Consider the following 21,689-nt stretch of genomic DNA (forward strand, 5'->3'; position numbering starts at 1 on the left):
CACATGAAACTTAAATTTTTACTCATTCTGCTTTTGATGAATTTCGTTGGGGCAAAAGCCCAAAATAACGATTGGGAAAATCCGACACTCGTAGATCAGGGAAAGGAACGACCACATGTACCTTTTATGCTTTTTGAAAATGAAAAAGACGTAATTGATGACGATTATTCAAAATCAAATCGCTATAAACTGCTCAACGGTACATGGAAGTTTAACTATGTAGACAAACACGCAGATCGTATAAAAGATTTTTATCGTGAAGATATCAATGATCAGTTATGGGCAAATATCCCTGTACCATCTAACTGGGAACTGAATGGTTTTGGTATCCCTATATACACAAATATCACCTATCCTCATCCTAAAAATCCTCCTTTCATTGGAGAAAATAATCCGGTAGGTACTTACAGGAAAAGTTTTACTGTTCCTGCAGACTGGAAAAATCAGGAAACATTTATCCACTTCGGTTCCATTTCAGGCTGTGCTTTTATTTATGTAAACGGCAAAAAAGTGGGTATGACCAAAGCAGCTAAAACACCTGCAGAATTTAATATCACACCATTCTTAAAAGCAGGTAATAACCAGTTAGCCGTACAGGTTTTTCGCTGGCATGATGGAAGTTACTTAGAAGATCAGGATTTTTGGAGATTAAGTGGCATAGAACGAGATGTTTATCTGTTTTCGCTGCCAAAGCTTACCATTTGGGATTTCTTTTTAAAAGGTGATTTGGATGCGAATTATAAAAATGGAGTTTTTAGTGCAGATATCGACCTAAGAAAATTTAAAGGCAATGTTACTCCAGCAGGAAAATTAAGTGTTAAACTTTTGAATAGGGATGGTAAAGTAGTTCTGAGTAAGCGCCAAAATTTCACCACCTCAACGAATGATTTACAAACGATTAAATTAAATGGTGTGGTGGATAAACCATCGAAATGGAGTGCCGAGCAACCGACCTTATACACCTGCATCATAGAGCTGGAAGATGAACAGGGAAAAACGCTAGCAATTACCGGCGCCAAAGTCGGCTTTAGAAAAGTGGAAATAAAAAACGCACAATTGCTTGTGAATGGTGTGGCGACAATGATTCATGGCGTTAACAGACATGAGCACGATGATGTTACCGGGCATACCACAACCAGAGAGCTGATGTTAAAAGACATTAGGTTAATGAAAGAGCTAAACATCAATTCGGTTCGTTTGTCGCACTATCCAAACGACCCCCTTTGGTACAAATTATGTGATCAGTATGGTTTGTATTTGGTGGATGAGGCCAATATCGAAACCCATGGAATGGGAGCGGAGTTTCAATCATGGTTTGATAAAACCAAGCACCCCGCATATTTACCAGAGTGGGCTGCCGCACATACAGATCGTACGGTTCGTATGGTAGAGAGAGATAAAAACCATCCCTCAATTATTATTTGGTCGCTTGGAAATGAGTGCGGAAATGGTCCTGTTTTTCATGATAATTATAAATGGATAAAAGCGAGGGATAATAGCAGGCCTGTGCAGTTTGAGCAAGCCGGAGAAGATTGGAATACCGACATCGTTTGCCCAATGTACCCAAGCATCGGAAGTATGAAAAGATATGCGGCCGATAAAACTAAAACCAGGCCATACATTATGTGCGAGTATGCGCATGCAATGGGCAATAGCAACGGCAATTTCCAGGAATATTTTGATATTATTCGCACGGGCGAGCACATGCAGGGCGGCTTCATTTGGGATTGGGTTGATCAGGGAATTAAAACCAAAGATGCCAATGGAAAGACTTTCTGGGCCTACGGAGGTGACCTGGGTGGTTTCTATTGGCAAAATGATGAAAATGGTGTAGCTGATGGAATTTTAAGTGCCGACCGTACTCCTGATCCGGGTGCTTACGAAGTAAAAAAAGTTTACCAGAATATTCTTTTCTCAAGTGATGACATCAGCAAAGGAAATTTAAACATTGAAAACATTTTTGATTTCACCAATCTAAGTGATTACCAGTTTAAATGGGAGATGCTCGCTGATGGGCTCAAAATAAAAGAAGGAAGATTCAACGTTAACCTTGCCCCCCATAGCAAAACAACAATCAAACTTAACCTGCCACAATTCAAATCAGTGGAGGGCACTGAATATTATTTGAATGTATTTGCATTAGTAAAAAAGGAAATCCCCATGTTAAATATAGGTTTTGAAGTGGCAAAGGAACAATTCAAATATGCCGGAAACTACTTTGAAAAGTCTGCAAAAATAGAAAACCAGCTTAAGCTTAATGCCGAGAATAGCAAATTGAAATTTTCGGCTGGAAACATTTCTGGTGAGTTTGATACCAAGACTGGGCATTTTAGCAGGTATGCCATTAACAACACAAGTGTTTTGAGAAGTTTTCCGGAACCCTATTTTTGGCGAGCGCCAACTGATAATGATTTCGGAAATAACATGCCATCACGACTAGGAATCTGGAGATCTGCTCATGAAAATAAAACACTTAAATCAGTTGATGTAAGCAAGCAGACTGATAGCGGAGTGGTAATTAAAGTGGCATATGAACTTACGGCCATACAGCTGCCTTATCATATTAACTACTTAATTGGTAATGACGGATCGATTAAAGTGACGGCATCTATGAATATGGGAGACAGGACTTTGCCAGAGTTGCCACGTTTTGGAATGAGAACTACCTTGTCTGATAAATTTGCTAATCTGGAATATTATGGGCGAGGGCCATTTGAAAATTACAGCGACAGACATGATGCTTCATTCATAGGGTTATACCAGGATAAAGTTCAAAATCAATATTACTCAGGTTATATACGACCGCAGGAAAGTGGAAATAAAACCGATGTGAGGTGGCTGAGATTAAAAGACGATGCGGGGAATACACTACAAGTTGAAGGCAGCCAACCTCTATCGTTCACCGCAATCAAACATAGCGCTGAAGATCTGGATCCTGGATTAACTAAAAAACAGCAGCACCCAACGGAACTTCCGGTTAGAGATGAAGTTTTTCTTTCGATCGATTTGAAGCAGCGGGGCGTAGGTGGCGATGATAGCTGGGGGGCCTATCCACACAAACCCTATTTATTGTTGGATAAAACTTTTTCGTACAGTTACACCGTCAAACTATTAAATTCACTATGATGCGCCGGGTGCCTCGCTAGACTTTTATGCATTGATCTCAATTTCGAATCCGTGCATTCAAAAAAATGTATGTACATTAAATATTTATTGATCTGAAGGTTATAGATTTAGTGTCGATGCAAACTTAAGGCTAGCGGCAAATCAGATGCTAGACCCGGATGCTGAAATAAGATTTGTTAGGAAGAACTACTGTCGCATCAGCAAGAAATTGCTGTTGTTGAAAATCGAAAAGTTATTGTAGAAGCAAAGCCGGAAAAAAAAATCACGTTATTTGAATGGATGTAACAGGTGGCGAATAAAATTGGCGTACATTAAGTTTGCCTTTCTGCGTCCTTAATCACCTAGGCTTCCCCTGTTTTTCGTAAGGGATGCTCAAACCCGTGAAGCATTGGAAAATGAATGCGTCTCTGACCTTTGCTAGACAATCAATTGTAAGTTTCTTACGCCATATCTTTTCAACCTCAGAGATTTCAAGATGTATTATTTCTGGATCTTCCGAACCACACTTGAATTTTTCAATAGGATTTTTTAATATCCATTGATTTGCTTCAGCTGTATTTAATAACTGTTTTAGGTTTTTAATCTGCTTGATTGCAGCATCTTTGATAGGGAAAATCTGTCTAGAACGAGGTAGTTATAGAATTTTTGAGCAAAGCAATATTCAATATCTGATAAGTCAATATCGTCTATCTTTAATTTCTCTTTCAGGAATTTTGCAATCTTCTTCCCAGTGGCGTTCCATTGTTTTAGCGTTTCCTTTGACCTCAAAGCCTTTTCAATTACCTTTCAAATACCTTAATATGAATCGACTAATTCCAATAATGAAGGAACCTTGTTCAGAGTCTGCGATTTGATTTGTCCTTTGCTTTCAATCTTGATGTTATGAATTTTTTAGCATTGTTGGAGTGATAAATTCATACTTTGTTTTTAAAATGCGAAGTTGACTTCCAAGACACTGGATATACGAATGAGTTCGGAATTGATTTTCTTAGCATTTTCTGATCTGATGACCTTTTTAAGTTCGATGTTCCAATTGTTAATATGGACTTTTTGACCAGTAGAAAACTCAGCGCCCTTGCCATCAATAGAAATTCTACAAATGATAGGGGCATAATCTTTTAAATCCGCTTTTGATTTGCGCTGCCAGAACAGGATTTTTAGGGTGAAGTTACTTTTCGTTTCTCAATCTTTTGGTAAACATGTTGTTTTCAGATTGTCCGTCAAATGTTATTTAAGGTATTCTCGATAACTGGTGCCCAAATTTACCGAATACATTTGGGAACCATTTGTATTGGATTATTATTATGGTTAGAAATTACCTATTATTTTTTCGCGAATCGTCGTTTAAAAGGTCTTTTAAACAAAAAAGACGCAATCTCTTGCGTCTTTCGTGATCCCGCTGGGATTTGCACCTAGTGCTAAAACCAGCGTTTAAATAGTATTTTATGCGGTTTAAAATTAGACTCACCTAATCGCTCACCATTTAATTTGTACGTTTTTAACTGCAATTGCTATATGTGAATATAATCATTTTCTTTAACAATTAAAAATGATTTAATTTACTAATCACTGTTCGGTTCCGAACTGGCAATAGGTTCCGAATTGGATTTAGTTCTAATTTTAATTCTAAATCCAACATAGGTAATTGTGTTGTTCCTTTAGCTTCGTTTGGGTGCGTTATGAGGAGGGAAAAGTTTGATTTATAGAGGAAAAATCATTCCTGCGCCACGCTCAAATTACCTAAGGATATTTTGAAAAACATCATACAAGACTTTTCCAAGGATACCTAAAGTTATGGACAACACGGCAGCTTGATGAACTGCAGACTGATCCCTTTTGCTTTTATATTCAATCATTGGGTATACCCACCTGAAATAATGGAATAAGACTCTTAACAGGAATAAGCTTAAGAAGAAAAAATACGTCATTGCCAGGTTATTCAAAAATGAGCTTTCCTGAGAAGCCAAAAAGGGCGACTGTTGGTACTTATTGCAGACATAAAAACCTAATGGAAGTCCAACCAGCCAAACCAAAATGTCATACACACTTCCTCGATGAATTTTTGGGGCCTTAGATGGCCGGTCTTTTACAAATGCATCAATTTCGTGGAATACCCCATTTACCCACATGCTATCGTCTCCCTGGACAATAAACTCTGAGTCGTTTGGTGTTCGGTCGCTTGGTTGAAAGGAAAAATCAAAGACTTTAGGTTTTGAAAAATCGATGTATAATTGAAAATGATTACTCGGGTAGTAGTTGAAATTGGCTCGGTAAACAACATCACTGTTCACGTAAATGGTTTTTACGCTGTCTGGAAAAGAAACAGAGCCAAATACATCTTCAATAGTTCCAAATAATTCCTCGCTTTTAAAACCAACTACGGTGATTTTTAACGTAGCGCATATCTCCACGTTATGTTTCACCTGTTCTAAATTTTCAACTTGTTTTTCTTCAAACCGCTTATACTCAATTTCGCTGGCAGTTTTGGCCCGCTGTTGAAGAATATCCAAAAGCTTTCTCAAGTCATCTTTATCAAGACTTAATGCCCCTATCTTCTTCGATAATTTATTCCTTACAATATCGTTTTGCATATGAATTCACAGTCTAGGGGTTTAAAATGTTAGACCAAATTAGGTAGAGAGCCAATTACAAGTAATATATGGTTTAAGTTGATCTCTTTTCTTTATTTTGCAAAGATATTAGAATAAAGAATATGTTGTAATCATAAAATATTCTAGTAAATACTTCAGTGAAAGAAAGCATTTAGTTAAAGAACAGCATAATTCCCGGTATCCAAACTAAAGGCCCCCATTTTCATCACAACAAGTCACCACTTGGCTTATTTCTATATACAGCTCCCCATAATCGAAATATCAATCTTCATTTTCACCAACAAAACGTTGACTACCCTCATACTCTCCTATCTTCAATTGTCGGGTTAATTAATGTAAATTCTTCACCAGTCCTGCAGTTAATGTGTGTCTAGGAATTCAAATAAAAGGTCTTGGTCGGTGTTGAAAAAGTTTATTGGGATGTTACATGTCAGAAGGACTTTAAACATGCAAATATAGGTTAGGAGAGTCCCAATGGTTTCCAAGGCTGCAATTCATTTCGCTGATTAAGTTCAGAGTCATCCAGTTCATTCATCATATAAGCCCAGCCTTGGATCGGACCTTCACTTATAAATTGAGTATTCATAAAATAACTTAGTAACTCACAATCCTTATCTTCTGAAAAATCAATTGGAGTAATCCTTGAAATTCATGACAATAGTTTCGCAAAGAATCTCTATGGTGTGTCCGGTATTTGTCCCAAAAAACTCCATTTTTCCATTATTGAAAAAAGGGTGAATATGGCTTCCATTTAATTTGACGATATACGATTCTCCACATATAATCAAATCCGGTACGTTGAAAGGGCCAAAGCTATCGGCTTTAACTTTAGTTAGCAGATATGCGTAGGACTTTTCAAGAAAAGAAGATTCATTTTTGAAGCCTTCATATCCAATTACAATTCTCAAAGGGCTATTGAATTGCGTAAGCCAACCAAAAAAAATAGCCTCATTCTGTGATGAGAGAAATTTGTGATCTTCATAACTTTGTAGCACTTCGTCAGTTAACTGAGCGAAGATTGGTTTAAAATATTTCCAATCGTGTGGATTCAAACTAGACAGATCATTATAGATTTCCCTTACATCTTTAAGATGTTCATATCCATACTAATGAACCAGCAGGACTGGTACAGTTATAAGGAGACTCCAAAAGCTTACCTGGAGAAGTATGATACACATACCAGGCAAGAGGAAAAAGACGCTTTCCAGAATGCGATTGATAAAAATCAGGTATTAAAAAATTGAATAGTTAGTTAATAGTGCGGCTACCTCTATCCCGATCCAGTCCCTTAGGTGACCGGGGGGAGGCTGGTCGTTAGTGAATAGGTCAAAAAGAATTACAAGTAGGGAAAGATATTGCTATCGCGTTAAGATATTGTCAGAGAAAGTAGAAGTTCTGCAATCATCCGGATTGCCATAAAATCCCGCTATGGGAACATAAATTTAGGTAGTATAGTGAGCGCTGCCAGTCCGGAGGGATCGGCTTGCGTTTTTTTTGGCTCGTTTTTTTGCCGAATAACTTCCTGAAAGAAAAAGTGATGGCCTGCCAGATTTGATGCCTGCTTGATCGCACTGGCAGAGAATTCCAGAATTCTCACCCTGCATTTAAAGTTGTCATTTCAAATGAGTAACCGATTGTCTTGTAACGTTCAACACTTTAATTTATCTTAGGCCTATGAGTGGAAGAGGAACATCAGCGGGCGTTCTTTTCCAGTCAGAAGTCGGTGCTTATGCAGCCGCTCTCCTGCTAACTGAACGTCCTTTAAGTCGTCTTGGCGACAACCTTCCGGGAAAACCCCTGAAGATTTTTATGGAATCACCATCTGCAGTCGATGACGTTAATGTTGTCACTGATAGAGGATTCGTATATTTCCAGGCAAAAACAAGCCTGTCACTATCAGATAACCCGGCAAGCGAGCTGGGGTCTGTCTTCGATCAGTTTGTTAGACAATATCTCCAGGGAGTACTCGACGGCTCAAAAACCAGGGAAATGGACCTGTCCAGGGACAGGTTAGTGCTTGTGGTGAGTGAGAATGCTCCTGCTACCGTACGCAACGACCTGAGCGAGGCCTTATCCAGAAACAGAACCGGGGCTGCTACTGCGTTGCCGTCGAACCTGAAGAATGCACTGGATTCGGCTGAAAAACTAATCGCCGCCTCTTGGTTGGCGGAACAAGGTACAGCAATCACACCAGCAAAATCCCAGGAAATCCTAAAGCTATGCGCTGTTGCTGTCCTTGATCAAAATCAGAAGCAAATAGCTACCGACGCCTTGACCGAAGTGGTAAAAACCCCAGGAGAAGAGACGGCTTTATTTAAACTGCTTTCGCAATGGGCAGTCGAAGCTGCTCAAAACGGCACAGGTGGCGAACGTGGTGCCATTATGCGCTATTTGCAAGGCCAGATTGCGGTCAAAGAGCCACCCAGCTTTCAAAGCGATGTGGCTAAATTGACGCAACATAGCCAGAAAGTGGTGAAACGGCTGGAACGTTTTACGAAGATCAACACCGATTCCGGAGAGATCAGTTTTTCCCGCCCTGTTAGCGCCATTGTAATAGCTGAAGCAAAAACAGGATCGCTTGCCCTGACCGGCGATCCGGGATCAGGCAAATCAGGTATCATGCATGACCTTTCAAAAGAATTGTCCAAGGATGCGTTCGTTGTGACCTTAACGGTGGAGAACAACGTTACGAATTTTGATGTTCTGAAGGAAGAAATTGGACTTGAACACCCTTTACTTGAAGTACTGAAAAATATTCCGCTTGAAGGCAAAGGCTTCCTGATACTGGACGCACTTGATGCGACAAGAGGAGGGATCGCGGAGTCCACATATAAGAAGCTGATTGAGGAGGTTTCCTTAATTCCTAACTGGCAGGTCGTTGCCTCTGTAAGAACCTTCGATCTGAAACTGGGCGTCGAATGGAAAAAGCTCTTCCGGGGAGCTGCGCCCAATCCCGTATTTTCGGAAGCGAGCTTCCGCACTGTTCGGCACGTTCATGTCACATTGCTGGGCGAGGCAGAGATCAAAGAAATAGAAGCAAAGTCACCATCGCTGAAAACAGCCCTTGCTGCCGGTGGCACCAAGATGGCTACCCTTGCGAAAAATCCCTTTAACCTTTCGCTCATTGGCGAATTGATCAGCGGCGGTGTACCACCTGCCTCTCTTTCGGAAGTAGGTACACGTTCCGAACTGCTATCCAGGTATTGGGAAGAGCGGCTGGGTGATCTTGGCCTTCCAGCTACCGTTGCCCTGAAGAAATATGTAGATCTTATCTTATCTGAAAGGTCCATCGATCTCCCTGAAACTGAAGTGCCGATGGATGCCTCTGCAATGATCCAGCAGGTTCAGGCAAGGGGAGTGCTGGTAACCGAGCCAGCTAAAAGGATCGCATTTAGGCACCATATACTTTTTGATTTTGCTGTTTCCAGGCTGATTTTGGAACCTGACACCTCAAAGGCTATCCCAAGACTTTCAAGGGCCGATGGAGCAGGACTATTGATTGCTCCTTCACTTGAATATTGGCTGGAACACCTAAAACAAAACCTTCCGGCACCAGACTACTGGAAACTGATGGCAACGCTGATGTCCTCAGAACAAACAGATCCGGTGATCAGGGTCGAAGTGGCCAGGATTGCAGTTCAGGGTGTTGTGGCTGGCGATGATCTTTCTGAACTTGCCAAAGTACTGTCCGGGGAAGATCCCGGGCAAAAAAAGGCAATCATTCAACTTGCGGGTACCCTGAGCACTTATGGTGCAGGTGATGACACAGTAGAGAGCTGGGCGAATATGATTTCTGAAATAACGGACATCGCCGAACCTTACCGGCTTCAGAGCATTAAGGTGATCATCTACACCCTGGGTGACTCGGCACTCACACCGGCAGCGATGTCAGCATTAGGAAAGGTTTCCAGGGCACTTTTCGATGAAATGTCCAAAGACGACCGATTGATCTATTGGTTGTCAGCTGGTGTGATACCTCTTGTAGCTAAAACCTTCCCATCAGATCCAGAAGGTTCCAAACAGCGGCTAGAGCAGATATTTGCCGATGAACGTTTTAAAAAGTTTGGTTATTTTGAAGTGCCGGCCCTTGCTGACCAGGCGCTCTCGCTGGCCGCCTATGATGATGAGCTGGTAGCCAAACTTTACCGCCGGGTTTTTGCCGGTGGCGAATTTAGCAACGAACATGCAACCACGCTGGGTAGCCCAAGCTGGATCATGGGGTTTAGGTCCAATGCGGCGCAGGATTTTCATATGGCCGAATACGCGCTCAGTATCGACTTTCTCAAGTTACTTGAACAGTCACCAAAAACAGCCATCAGGGCACTGGGATCTGCAATAGATGTCAAAGAAAGAAGATGGCAGACTGACCCGGATGTCGAGTACCAGGTTTCCTATGGAAACGGAGAAAGGATTTTTAAAGAGGATCACAGTGCATTTTGGGCGTTCGATGATGATTTTGGTGGAGACGGCGAGGAGAACATTTACCGGATTTTTCAGCAGTGGGCTGAAACTGCGGATGAATCGCTGCTGAAGGATGCTCCGGATATACTCCTTGCAGAAAGCGGGAAAGCCCTGGCCTGGAAGGCACTGCTGGAAATTGGGGCCAAACGCCCAGAAATATTGGGCACGGTCATGTGGAATTCAGCCATCGATACCGTCGTGCTCAGTTCGATGAACACCCGGCAGGCCGCCATCCGATTGATCGTGGCCACCTATCCACTGGTCAGTGAGCATCAGCGGCGAGATGCCGAGGCCAAGATTCTGGCCTACGACTTTGCCCACACCAGAGATTCTGAATATTATTCAAAACACACCATAACTTCTGTTTTTGATGCAATAGGAGAAGCCAATCTGGTAAGTACAGCAGCAAAGGAGTATTTAAAAAAGTCGCTGGAAGAAAAAATAGAAGTGATTGACCCGGAACCGGCCGAAAAAAGAAAGATACTTGTTGCGTTGCCTGATGAGACGCCAAAGATGGCGGCAGCTAGAGAGGTAGAGGATACCGTATCCGGGTTGGGCGGAGCTATCCGTAATTTAATGGCAGATAAACCTGATGGAGAGCTGGCGGGACTGTTATGGGCGAAGGTGGAAAAGTTTATTGGTTTAATCGACCAAATTTCTGGTGACTTGGATACCGAAACTGCCGGAACACTTGCCAAGGCCTTGGGTAAGTCGTTTAAGGCTGGTTGGATACCTGCCGAACGGATTGATGCAGTTATTGCCAGGCTGATTTCATTAAGCAAACACAGCACCCCAACAACCGATGTTCAGACCGAAGCTGATTTTACGCGTGCAGCCGTTTGGTCCGGAAACTCGGTAAGGGTTGAAGTCGCTGAGATCCTTGGCGGGATGACCAAGGTTCCCGCCCTTTGGCCAAAGGTCAGAGATCGATACATCGAAATCATTTTTTCCGATCCCCATCCGGCAGTTCGCATGCAGGCGATCATCCGCATGCTGGGGCTTTGGGATACCGACCGTGACGCCCTTTGGGAGATAGCTGAGAAATTTGTAGACTCAGAATCCAACAGCTCGGTTCTGGGTTATGGTGCTGGAGAACTTACACGTATGCGATCAGCGGCTGTAGAGAACATCGAACCCTTGTTTGTAAAGCTTGCAGGGAAAAAAGTTTCGAAGATGGGCGGCGAAAGCGCCGTTCCTGCTACCATCGCTTATTTTGCGGTGGTAAAGGGACTCTCAGGCTCTAAAGCGATCTTCCAGCTTTGGATAGCAGATTTTAAGGACAATGAATCTGCTATCCAAAGCGCGCTATTCAGTTTAAGGGATTACTTTGCCGCAGGATTTGCTCCTGGACAGGAGCAGCTGGCCTTTAGCAGAAAAAATGTCATCGCCTTTCTATGGGAACTGATCGAGGTATTGGAACCATTTATCGTTAACTGGCCAACTGATCGTGAGCCAACGGCTGAGCAGATCTCTGCATTGAAGATTTTCACAGCTATCGGCCAGCAGTTTTATTTCGCAATAGGTCATCGTGAGGGCGTATCACTCTCTATAGAGCAGCAGCGCGTCTTTCTTCGGGAATATGGTCCGCTCATTTCCAAGTTGACCACATTGGGTTCACCTAAAACTGTACATGACTGCTTGCAGGTGCTTGAAAGGTTCATTGCGGCAGATCCAGAGCAATGTTTTGAGCTGATCAGCGAAGCGATGCTCAGGACTTCTGGAGTGGCAAAATATGAATACGAACAAATGGGAGCAAAGCTTTTTGTGAATCTGGTTGGGATATTTCTAGCAGATTACCGTTACATTTTTGCTGATCCTGCAAGACGCAAGCAATTGATTGACTGCCTGGCGGTATTCGTCGATGCCGGATGGCCAGAGGCCAGGCGCTTATTTCAGCAGCTTCCGGATCTGCGTTAACCATTTTTAATTAAGCTCTTTTATGAACTATACCGTCTTTTACTCATGGCAATCGGACCTCAGCGGAAATCTTAACCGCTCTTTCATTGCCGACGCGCTGGAGAAGGCAATAAGAATTGTTTCCAGATCGGAAGAATTTTCCCTCGAGGCAGTCATTGACCGGGACACCTATGGCATACCCGGCAGTCCATCGATTGTGGAATCCATCACTGGAAAGATCGCCAAGTCCGACGTGTTCGTCTGTGATATATCGATCATCAATCCCAATTCTGCAGACCGCAAGATGCCCAACCCTAATGTCCTTTACGAACTGGGATTCGCATCGGCTATCCTGGGCTGGGACAGGATCATTTTGGTTCAAAACGCTGCTTTCGGAGGTCCGGAGTCTTTGCCATTTGATCTCAGGGGCAGACGGATACTGACTTATACACTCGACGATGCGGCAGAAAACAAACCGGAAGAAAAGCTCAAACTGAAAAAGCAACTTGTCGATACCTTCGAAAGCGCACTGAAGTATTACAGCCAGGATATTGTTGGAACAAAGGAAAAGGTAATTTGGTGGGGCCACTGGCAGGTGCGAAACAAGATTAAAGCTGTTGGAGGCAACCTTCACATCAGCAGGGTTTCCTCCGATGCTTTCTTTTTCACATTGAGTATATACGATGGCAAAAGGAGGGGGATGATAAGTGGAAAGGCCCAGATTTTAACTACACATTCTGCTTATGCCAGGTTGAGGTCCTCCGGCGAGCAGGACGGCGAAATCATCTTCAGGAGAAGGCTTCAAGACAACGCATGGTGTATAGAGGTTGAGGAGGGCGACGGCTGTGACCGCTACCATGGATTGAGCACAACTTTCTCGGGTACTTACTGGCACCAAAACGAATCGGTCATCAACTGGGGGTACCTTGATGAAATCGATATGAACGAGATTGAGCGTATCACCGGAAAATATCTTTACGTCTTCCTGGATAATTTTCAGCACATAAGCGGTGACCGTTACCATGACGGAGAAGAACTGACAACTATTACTGGGGCGGTTAAAGGTCTGTACACCGTATGCGAGTCGATAGTCGTGCTAGATCAACGAGGCAATCTCTGGTGCGCCTGCCTTGATCCTGAAGGGGAGCAAAACGTGGTCCGTTATTTTACCAATCGTGACCAGGAGCCCCGCCCCGACCCGATAGCAGAGTGGCTGGAAAACTTTTCTGAGCGGGAATTGGTCGTAAATGAGCGGTAAAACCGCGCGGTCTGCTATTCAAATGCCGTTAGCTCAAAGGCTAACGCATTTGGATTCCAGCGGTAGGCAAAAAGTATCGGCCTATTTACTGTTGCTTTGATAAAGACCAATCGCAGCATCTAGGTTTAATCCCTGTTCGTCCTGATGATCACGGGTATGCCTGATGAACTCCCATTGTTCCCTAAGGCTCCTGAGCAGCTCCTCACTGGTCTTTTCGCTTGAAAATGAGTTTTTGATCCTTGTCCAGAACACGAATGCATGGTACCTTAGGGCAACATGCGGATAGTTGCCCGGCTTAGCCGCAAGGTTGCGAAGGGAACTGATGCTAATGCTGAACAGGTCGCTCATCCGGTCATACTTGATGAAAGGTCTTTCAGAGAGAACTGCCATTTTTAAGAGGGTCAATGCCGCTGATGGCGCCGCGATACGATATAAAGGATTGGTCGGGGATGAAGTATCAGGGACAATACCGCTGGATTCAATCCGCTGCTTGTAGAATTTAAGTGCTGGTAGATGATCCAGGGGAATCAGGTATTTGCAAAGCTGCAATTTGATTTTGGCATCTGCTTCGGCCACAAATCTGGAAATTAGGTATGGCCTGATCAGTTGTGGACTTGAAGAAACCAGGGTTCCTGTAAGGGTATCGGAGAAATACCCGTTTACATTCGGAAGCATTGCTGCCAACGGTTCGACGGCCCCGCCCAGGTCTAGGTATATTTTTAGGATTTCGGCCCGGTTTCCCAGGTGGTCATTTTTTAGGTAATCCAGCAGGTATGGTATAGCAACATCCAGGTGATTCTGGGATATGAAGTTCAGGTGATTTTCCAGCACGGACGGAAAACTGATACCTTCCTGTAGATTTACCAGTGTTCGCTCGATGATTCTCTGATTGTCGACAGTCATAGCGACAAATTCAAATATCCCGATCAGGGTGTCTTGGTATCTGGATATAGAGAGCATATCAAGATACAGATCTTGGGCGTAGTTCACGAAATTGAACCGCCTTAAAAAGTAGCAAAGATATATCGCATCCGGAATGATCGTCCAACTTTGGTAATCATCCGCCTGAACTGCGTTCCGGAAATCTAAAGTCTGCACCTTCTGATCGCACCATGCCCTGATCACTCCGATCTGCTCGGGTGTGAGAACAGCATCGGGGTGTCTCAATAGCCATTCATATATCCGTTCGAGGAATCCCAGCTCCCAGACCTGATCCATGTACTCCAGCAGCTCATCAAGCCTCACCCTGGCTCGTGCATGGATGTCAATAAAATCCCTGGAGACGCCGAGGAATTTTTCTCCATAGTAGTCCAGCTCGTAATTGTCAACATGTTTTCTACTGATCTCCTCGGTCTTCATGCCGTCAAAAATCAACATGATCTCACTTCTAAATACCTCTTTATCGAATAGCGCGGCTAAGGTGCGTGCATGCCGTTGCCGTTTCATCTCTTCGAAATCAACGCCTGCAGTCACCGCCAGCTGCTGAATGTTGAAAAGCGTACGAAAGTCATCAAGCAGTTTATAGCCCTGTTTTTCAAAATAATAGGCCAGTGTTGAGATTTCCTGTTCGCTAATCCCTCCCGACTGGTTTTCCGCTTTTAAAAACTTCAATTCGTTCGTTCCAGCAAGAAGGGTTAACGGAGCAGACAATGCCCCCAGGGGGCCGGCAGCCTGACTATATATTTCCAGGAATACTGTACCAGTAGTTCCTGCTCTTTCAAAATACCTGAGAAAAATATCAGCCATTTGGTGTTGAATGATATACGAGTGGTGCTGACGAAAGATCGCAGCGAACAGCACATCCAGCTCCTTGTCGCCTGCGAATGCAATCGATCTTTCCAAGGCAGTAAGCACACTCTTTTTGAAATAGGTGCTGTACAGAAATTGTCCTAGCCTGTTCTCTTGGGCCATGAACGAGAGGAGTGTTAGCAGCCCATCCCTGGTAGAGACTGCTGCCATGGCCCTGTTCAGCTCTCTGAATTCGTTTCCCAATCTAAATGGCTTGTTTGACCTGTTGCGGATATCGTTGTCCTCTTTGACCAACTTGAAAGCCTCTTGAAGGATGTAGTTCAAAAAGCGCTCGTGCTGCTTTTGTTCGACAACAAAATAAAAGAGCGAAGAGCGTATATTCGTATCGGGAGAAGTTGAGAATCTATTGAAAATCCTATCGCAATCCCCATCTGAATGTTTTTGAAGATTGTTATAGGCTGTCAACAGGAGCCACTGCAAGGATGGAAATTTTTCTTCTGCTTCCATGAGTTTTTCCAGAACCTTCGCATAAGGAGCTCGCAGCTCAGGAAATTTGTAGAAATGATAATGAGGAACGAGCTCCAGCAAATTGAAAAGAGCGGATTCATCCTGCTCTTTTTCTAGCCTTTGCATCAGGAATTTCAGCGCTAATTTGCCTTGTGAAAAGCCGGCCATATCGGCCGGTTTGAACCGGTCATGCATCAGCCTGATCCCTTGTTTTTGGTGGTAGTCCAATATCTGGCTGAAAATTTCCAGTCGCCTGGCCTCGGCCATATCCTGTACCTGCAATTGTACCAACAGTTCGATGTTGTCCCTTTTTAGCCATTGGAATAGTTTGTTCTTATTTCTGTTTTCCAGCTTCATGCTGCCTAGAAAAAGCAGCGCGTTTGACCAATGTTTGGCGACCCTGTTTTTGTTGGCCGTGGAAGAAACAATTCTTTTGATGCTTCTAACCGAATGTTTGGCCAGCAGGGTAGAGGCCAGATATTCCTGGGTTCCCTGCGCATTGAACGTCCACCCGGTGTCCCCCTCGCCAAAAGAAATGATCGATCCGCACTCTCCGATCAATTTCCGGTCTTCAGGATCAGCGATCACCTGATTCATTTGCAGTGAGGTAAGTTTTGCCCTGGCGGCGGCAGTCATGACAAAAGCGGTTTTCTGTAGCAATTCATAAGCCTTTTTCTCAATTGGCTCAGGCTCCTTAAGCCCCATGCGCTTGATGTCCAGATGCAAAAGCGCCATGGTCTCTTCGCGGAAAAGCTCTGCCTTTCCCGCATTGAAACGATTATTATCATCGAATTGACTGGTCAGCCGGACCAGGTAATAGGGCTTCACCAGGTAAGAGGATATGTCGGCCGAATTGGCTTCCTGCCAAAAGTTACCGGACCTATTGCCAAGTTTTTCGATGACGTAGTTTTCGATGACATCAGGAACAAGATGGTCAAGGGAGTATGACTGGAAGCTGCCAAGGGATTCCAAGCCCTGTTTATCGGAATCGGTCACATAGAAATTTGTTCTGCACGATACGACCAGCATTGCCTGAGGATAGGCCCCAACAAATTCCATAATAAGTTTGCTTACCCCTTTGACGTCTTTATTGAGCACCTCATCCAGACCATCCAACAAGACCACCGCCTGATCCTGAGGTGTGTCTGCAATGGTGGGGAAAAGGCTTTCGATCGGGGTACGGTCATGTGATTTTAGCGTGGTCAGAAATGGATGAAATCCGGAATCTTCAGCTGAAAGCAGGTGTGCAAGCTGTTGAAGTTCTGTGCTTTTCCCGTCTTGTCCCCAGGCCAGCAGAGCTATACGCTTATCTTTTTTGAGCACCTCTAAAAGGTCTACAGGTTCCGCCCACATACCCCTGAAAACATCGTCATCGAGCTTTCGCACTGTTCTGTAAAGGTAGATTGCTGGTGGGCCATACTGCTGCTTTTTTGGGATAGGCCTTGGTATGATAACCTCTGAGAGCCGGTCGTTTCCCATGAATGATGCAAACCATTCCCTTCCGAAAAAGTCATAGACCAACTGGGGGTGATCCTTTAATATCAAATTGAGCCTGATCGAGTCCCATATTTCGACGTTTTTGTTATCCGCTTTCAATTTTTCGCGGTTTGCCTCAATGGCGTCGGACTGTTTGGTGCCGGTCAGATCCAGCGCGGTGCAGAGCACGAATGTGGCTGACCTTTCATACCAGTCGCCCTTGATAAACAGGATAAAGGCATCCTCGATATCCCGGGCGGTGAAACTTTTAACCTTTTTGCATTGGTAGGTGGTGTAGCTCTGGTTGGACGAAACCCCATAGATATCAATACCGTGCTGCCTGTCCCCGGGCCTGCCATAGGGACGCGATTCCTGAATATGGTTCTGCGCTGCAGCCAAGCTAAGGCACAGTCGCTCAAAATCGTCCCACCTCAGTTGCCCATAGGGGAGACTGCTAATATTTACTACGACCGGTGGGGTGATTATGCCATCAGGTCCGTTTGCTATCTTTTTCTTTGCCATTAATTTTATCGATGGTTTGCATGGTACTCCATTTGTTTGCGATATTAGCTCCCGTTAGGATTTTCTATAGGACTCAATCTCCGATAGGGTAACCTGTACTCCCTTCACCTTTTTTTCTTCTAGCAGGAGCTCGATTTGTTTCTGGTTCAATGCCTTCTCCGGCAGGTTAGGTCCGAGGATGATTTTCTCCAGTTGTAGCGGAAATTCTTTATCCCCCAGTTCGAACAGCACATATTTGCTTATGATCCTGTCGGGATGGGCAATAACCCAATCCCGTTTTTTTGGTTCAACAGTTTGGTTGTCCACATACAGGAGCCGTACTTCCTGCTCCATCTTATAATCAAAGCTCTTGAAGAAGTGCTTCCAGATATCCAGGTATAGGAACTTGAACCTGGCCGAAAGGGTAGCGGAAATGGATGCGATAATGGACCGGATCAGTTCCAGTTCAAAATGGAAGGTCCGCGAGGTTCCATAGGAGATCTTGCGGATCAGCATGTATTTGTTCTGTATGCTGCTGGTCACCGCGAAGCGAAGGCACACACCTTTGCTGTCATCCCCGTACAGCCTGTACATGGTCAGATCATCCTCATTGCTGCTTTCGGTACAGCTGGAGATGAAACTGCCGTTCATCTGTTGCATTTCAGTCATGGTCATCGAGCCGATTGGCTTGTAATAGGCGCCCACATATTTGTCCACATAATCCATTTCGCCCCGGTCGTTCATGGCCAGGTGAGAACCCATACGGAATGAACTGCCATTAAGTGTATGGAAAAGTGTATCCATCGAGGTATACCTACAGACCGTCTGATCCTGTACCTCTTCAAGCAGGTTCTGGAAAAAAAGATTTTCAAAATCATGCAGTCCGGCTTCGGCATTGCTGGCAAAATGGAAGAACCTGCCTTCATGGTTATAGGATATGGCAGTACTGCGGCTATCGGCACCCAATAGCTGTAGCAGCTGTAGTTTCTGCTCCACCGGACGTTCATGCTGGGTGTAATGCTGTTCGACAGTTTGCCGGATGATATCCATGATCTGCCTGGCGTAGTGGTTGATGTCGTTTTGATCTGCTTCCTGGAATACATCAAAGAAAGACTCGAAATTTTCCGACTCCATATATTGCCCTTCGCTGCCTTCAATGAGGATGAACTTTTCCAGATCCGTAACCACAAAATAGTCCAGGCCAAGTTCCTGCATGTCTGAAACGGAAAAGCGGTACCTGGAAAGCCATTCTGCAACCGGCCGGTTTCGTCCGGTGATCTCTACCACCATGAAAGGATAGCCGCCTTTGGTGATCAGAAAGTCTGGATTGCTATTGCCCAGCCGCCTGCCTTGCTGTGGGTATGGCCGCAATTGGGGCTGAGCAATCACCTTGTATTTGACGTCCAGGTCTCGCTGCTTTAAATAATCGGATAGTCTCTGCTGGAATTCGCGTTCTAGATCTTGCATGTTGGTTTATTTTCGGCTGTAGTCTGTTTTATGGTTGTCATTTATTTCATCCCAAGAACTCATCGATGAACGCTTTTTGCGTGTCGATCATCTGCACCAGGTCTGCACGGTCCTTGTGCTGCTCGCGCAGTGCGGCCAGTTTCTCGCTATCCCTTTTGTGCAGGTCCACGTTCATCTGTTCACTGGTAACGGCCACGGCCTGTACCAGCTCCATGCAAAAGCTGGTCATCTGCTGGAGGATGAGCATAAATGGCATTACCTTTTGGCTTAGGACTTCAATGTCCAGGGCTTCGATAGCGTCGACTACATCTGAGGTGATGCGATCATAATGTACGAACAGATTTCTTGTCGGTGTCATTGCTGCAAGTTCCGGGTCGTCATAGCTGTTTAGCTTTTCGGTCAGTTCCTGGTAACGGTCAGCCAGTCCCGGCAGCATCAATCTCACCAATCCCCCAATGTCCTTTACCCAGAAGGAATCATTGCGTTTGGATGTGACCATATTGCCTTCTTTTTTATCCGGCCAGACATAGTGGTAGATCTGCTTAAATCCTTCATTGATGATCAATATTAACTGTCTTCCAGCATATTGCACCTCGTAACCTGTCTTGGCATTCAGATATATCCTGTAGGCTACGCTCAGGTCCGCCGATAACAGGTGGATGAGTATCGCATATTCTGTTACCCTGCCCAGGTAATGGTTGGCCTGAGAAGGGCTCATATGGTTCTGCTCATAGAAGGCCTGCACCATCTTGATCTGTTCAACTGTCTTTCTCAGCACCCGGATCTGGTTCCAGGCCTGGTCAATGGTCAGTTGGGTAATATCTGCCATACTTTGTTTAGTGGCGTCTGATATGGGCTGTTTTTCGTTCATCGCTAGCGGTTAATATTCGTTCAGGATTGTTTCCAGTGGGTGTTAATGTACTGGGTAACTTGGCTGATGTTGAGCTTTTCAGTGGATGCCTGCCTTCTGATGTAAAAATGGTGGTCGCCATTATGTACCAGGAATACCGGGGCTGCAGCGCGGGATGGGACAACGATCCTGCATACCTCTTTATCACCAACTTTCACGAAACTTAGGTCAAAATCCTTATGAGTACCGGAACCCAAATTTTTAGATACAATGTCATCAAAGCGTGTACAGAACTGGTCCTGCTTGTCAGGTTTGCTGAGCAGCTTGTATTCTGATTCCATTCCGATCACGTTCCTATTGTCTTCTACGCCGATCAGCAGGATCCCACCGTAGCTATTGAGGAAGGCCGCGATGGTCTTCAGGGCAGAGTGCTCGACCTCTGCTGATTTTTTGTTCTGCCTAAGGTCGTAGGAAAATGTGGACTTGAATTCGATGTATTTCCCTTCGCCCTTTTCAATGATCGCCGTATCGTCGAGTCTGTATAGTTCGGTCACGGCGAAAGATTTGTCCCCTGCGACCAGCCCAGGTCCGCTTTTTTCTTTTGCATTGTCAGCGGATGGATATTGATCCATGAGCATTTCGATCAGGTCATCGAAATAGGAAATATCCTCGATCCGGCCCTTAAGGGGGAAATGTTCCCTGAACCGGAAGATTTGATATGTAAGGTATTCGCGGTCGATCTGCTTATATTTTTGGAAATAGCTTGGGATCTTTTGCTGCAAGGGACGGTAGGCATTCAGGAATACGGCGGCCAGGTCTTGTTTATGCTGGTACCCGTTACCTGTATTTCGCTGCCAGGCAACTTCTGCCCAGGCTGTCTCGCCGAGGAACCAATCGGCAAATGATTTTGGGGCATAGGCCTGCATTTGTGCCTCTAGCCATTCTCGGAACAGAAAATACTCGCCATATATCATTGAGGGCAGCCCTCCAAAGATCCAATCGCACATATGGTTCAGGTAATAGCCGTGCTTTAGGCGGAGGTACTCGTTGCTGGGATCCTGGTCGGCTTTGCCGAAGGCTTCTTTTCGGGACAGTTTTTCTGCCTTCTCAATGAAGGATCTGATTGGGGTGAGCTCGTCGGAGATGAGCTCCAGGTCCAGCTGCGCGTATTTTCGGAAGAATTCGCGCTGAAGATACTCGCAATATTGTTGGGCACCTAGATTTTTGAGCCGCTCGAGTGCTTCGGAAAAGCTTTTCGCCTCAGGGATATAGGTGTACTTTGTACCCTCGGGGATCTCCATGCGTTCCGCCTCGCGCTCATCGGCTGTGGTGTAGATCCGGATGGTGTCCTCGTACTGGCTGGATTTTTTTTCTTTTTCTGAAAACCACTCCATGATCTCTTGGTCTATCTCGGCAAGGAGCGGCGTGGGCTTCAGGTTTTCCTTTCTGGAAAGATACCTTCGTTTGGTATACCTGAGCCAATCCTGCTTATCGCCGGTATATTCCAAGTAGTGAAAGTTCAGACAATTGCGTTGTCTGAACAGGGGATCTGCTTTGCCTCCGACCTTCCTGCCTTTGATGAGAAGGGAAAAAAAAGCTTCGAACAGCGCGTCATTATCCGGATAGACGATTGTTCCATCGGAATACATATCCTTGCGGATCACCAGTTGGTATTTGTCTTCTGGTTCTTCTGTGCTAAAGCAATAGCGGTAAAATGGCGTTTCTTCTAGATTCATATTTGTAACCCGAAGATAAAGCCCAAAGGGTGCTTTTTCCAAATAGAAAG

The 21,689-nt window shown here is 44.6% G+C and carries 12 protein-coding genes; 4 read left to right on the forward strand and 8 right to left on the reverse strand.

Annotated elements, in window-relative coordinates; all coding sequences use genetic code 11:
- Positions 1–3 precede the first annotated feature (3 nt).
- Positions 4–3,126, forward strand: a complete 3,123-nt coding sequence (gene lacZ, locus AC3ITD_RS06090) for a beta-galactosidase, LacZ type (protein WP_489364927.1) — start codon at positions 4–6, stop codon at positions 3,124–3,126.
- Between the two features lie 570 nt (positions 3,127–3,696).
- Here lacZ and AC3ITD_RS06095 read toward each other — a convergent pair.
- The 4 genes from AC3ITD_RS06095 to AC3ITD_RS06110 all read right to left on the reverse strand — a co-directional run bounded on the left by AC3ITD_RS06095 (position 3,697) and on the right by AC3ITD_RS06110 (position 6,790).
- The gene (locus AC3ITD_RS06095; protein WP_416338767.1) at positions 3,697–3,894 is read right to left on the reverse strand and encodes a phage integrase SAM-like domain-containing protein; all 198 of its coding nucleotides are present in this window, start codon (positions 3,892–3,894) and stop codon (positions 3,697–3,699) included.
- 159 nt (positions 3,895–4,053) lie between these two features.
- Positions 4,054–4,281: an Arm DNA-binding domain-containing protein gene (locus AC3ITD_RS06100; protein ID WP_489366642.1), complete on the reverse strand. Its 228-nt coding sequence runs from the start codon at positions 4,279–4,281 to the stop codon at positions 4,054–4,056.
- Between the two features lie 581 nt (positions 4,282–4,862).
- Positions 4,863–5,717 (reverse strand): hypothetical protein, encoded by an 855-nt coding sequence (locus tag AC3ITD_RS06105; protein ID WP_489364930.1) that lies wholly within the window; start codon positions 5,715–5,717, stop codon positions 4,863–4,865.
- A gap of 647 nt (positions 5,718–6,364) precedes the next feature.
- Positions 6,365–6,790 carry a hypothetical protein gene (locus AC3ITD_RS06110; protein WP_489364932.1) on the reverse strand — a complete coding sequence of 142 codons (426 nt, stop codon included), beginning with the start codon at positions 6,788–6,790 and terminating at the stop codon, positions 6,365–6,367.
- Positions 6,791–6,829: 39 nt separating this feature from the next.
- Here AC3ITD_RS06110 and AC3ITD_RS06115 point away from each other — a divergent pair, with 39 nt between their 5' ends.
- The 3 genes from AC3ITD_RS06115 to AC3ITD_RS06125 all read left to right on the forward strand — a co-directional run bounded on the left by AC3ITD_RS06115 (position 6,830) and on the right by AC3ITD_RS06125 (position 13,353).
- Entirely contained in the window at positions 6,830–6,982 is a 153-nt protein-coding gene (locus AC3ITD_RS06115) for a hypothetical protein (protein WP_489364934.1), read from the forward strand.
- Between the two features lie 430 nt (positions 6,983–7,412).
- A complete protein-coding gene (locus tag AC3ITD_RS06120; RefSeq protein WP_489364936.1) occupies positions 7,413–12,116 on the forward strand; it encodes an NACHT domain-containing protein in 4,704 nt (1,567 codons plus the stop codon).
- 22 nt (positions 12,117–12,138) lie between these two features.
- Complete coding sequence (locus AC3ITD_RS06125; protein WP_489364938.1) at positions 12,139–13,353, forward strand: hypothetical protein; 1,215 nt, start codon at positions 12,139–12,141, stop codon at positions 13,351–13,353.
- A gap of 81 nt (positions 13,354–13,434) precedes the next feature.
- On the opposite strand, the gene AC3ITD_RS06130 is transcribed toward AC3ITD_RS06125, so the two are convergent.
- The 4 genes from AC3ITD_RS06130 to AC3ITD_RS06145 are packed head-to-tail and all read right to left on the reverse strand — an operon-like array spanning position 13,435 to position 21,639.
- Positions 13,435–17,607 carry an NACHT domain-containing protein gene (locus tag AC3ITD_RS06130; RefSeq protein ID WP_489364940.1) on the reverse strand — a complete coding sequence of 1,391 codons (4,173 nt, stop codon included), beginning with the start codon at positions 17,605–17,607 and terminating at the stop codon, positions 13,435–13,437.
- 54 nt (positions 17,608–17,661) lie between these two features.
- The gene (locus AC3ITD_RS06135; RefSeq protein ID WP_489364942.1) at positions 17,662–19,053 is read right to left on the reverse strand and encodes a DUF2971 domain-containing protein; all 1,392 of its coding nucleotides are present in this window, start codon (positions 19,051–19,053) and stop codon (positions 17,662–17,664) included.
- Between the two features lie 46 nt (positions 19,054–19,099).
- The gene (locus tag AC3ITD_RS06140) at positions 19,100–19,924 is read right to left on the reverse strand and encodes a hypothetical protein (protein WP_489364944.1); all 825 of its coding nucleotides are present in this window, start codon (positions 19,922–19,924) and stop codon (positions 19,100–19,102) included.
- 20 nt (positions 19,925–19,944) lie between these two features.
- Positions 19,945–21,639 carry an AlbA family DNA-binding domain-containing protein gene (locus AC3ITD_RS06145; RefSeq protein WP_489364946.1) on the reverse strand — a complete coding sequence of 565 codons (1,695 nt, stop codon included), beginning with the start codon at positions 21,637–21,639 and terminating at the stop codon, positions 19,945–19,947.
- Positions 21,640–21,689 lie beyond the last annotated feature (50 nt).

It is taken from the genome of Pedobacter sp. KH_004 (assembly GCF_057840755.1).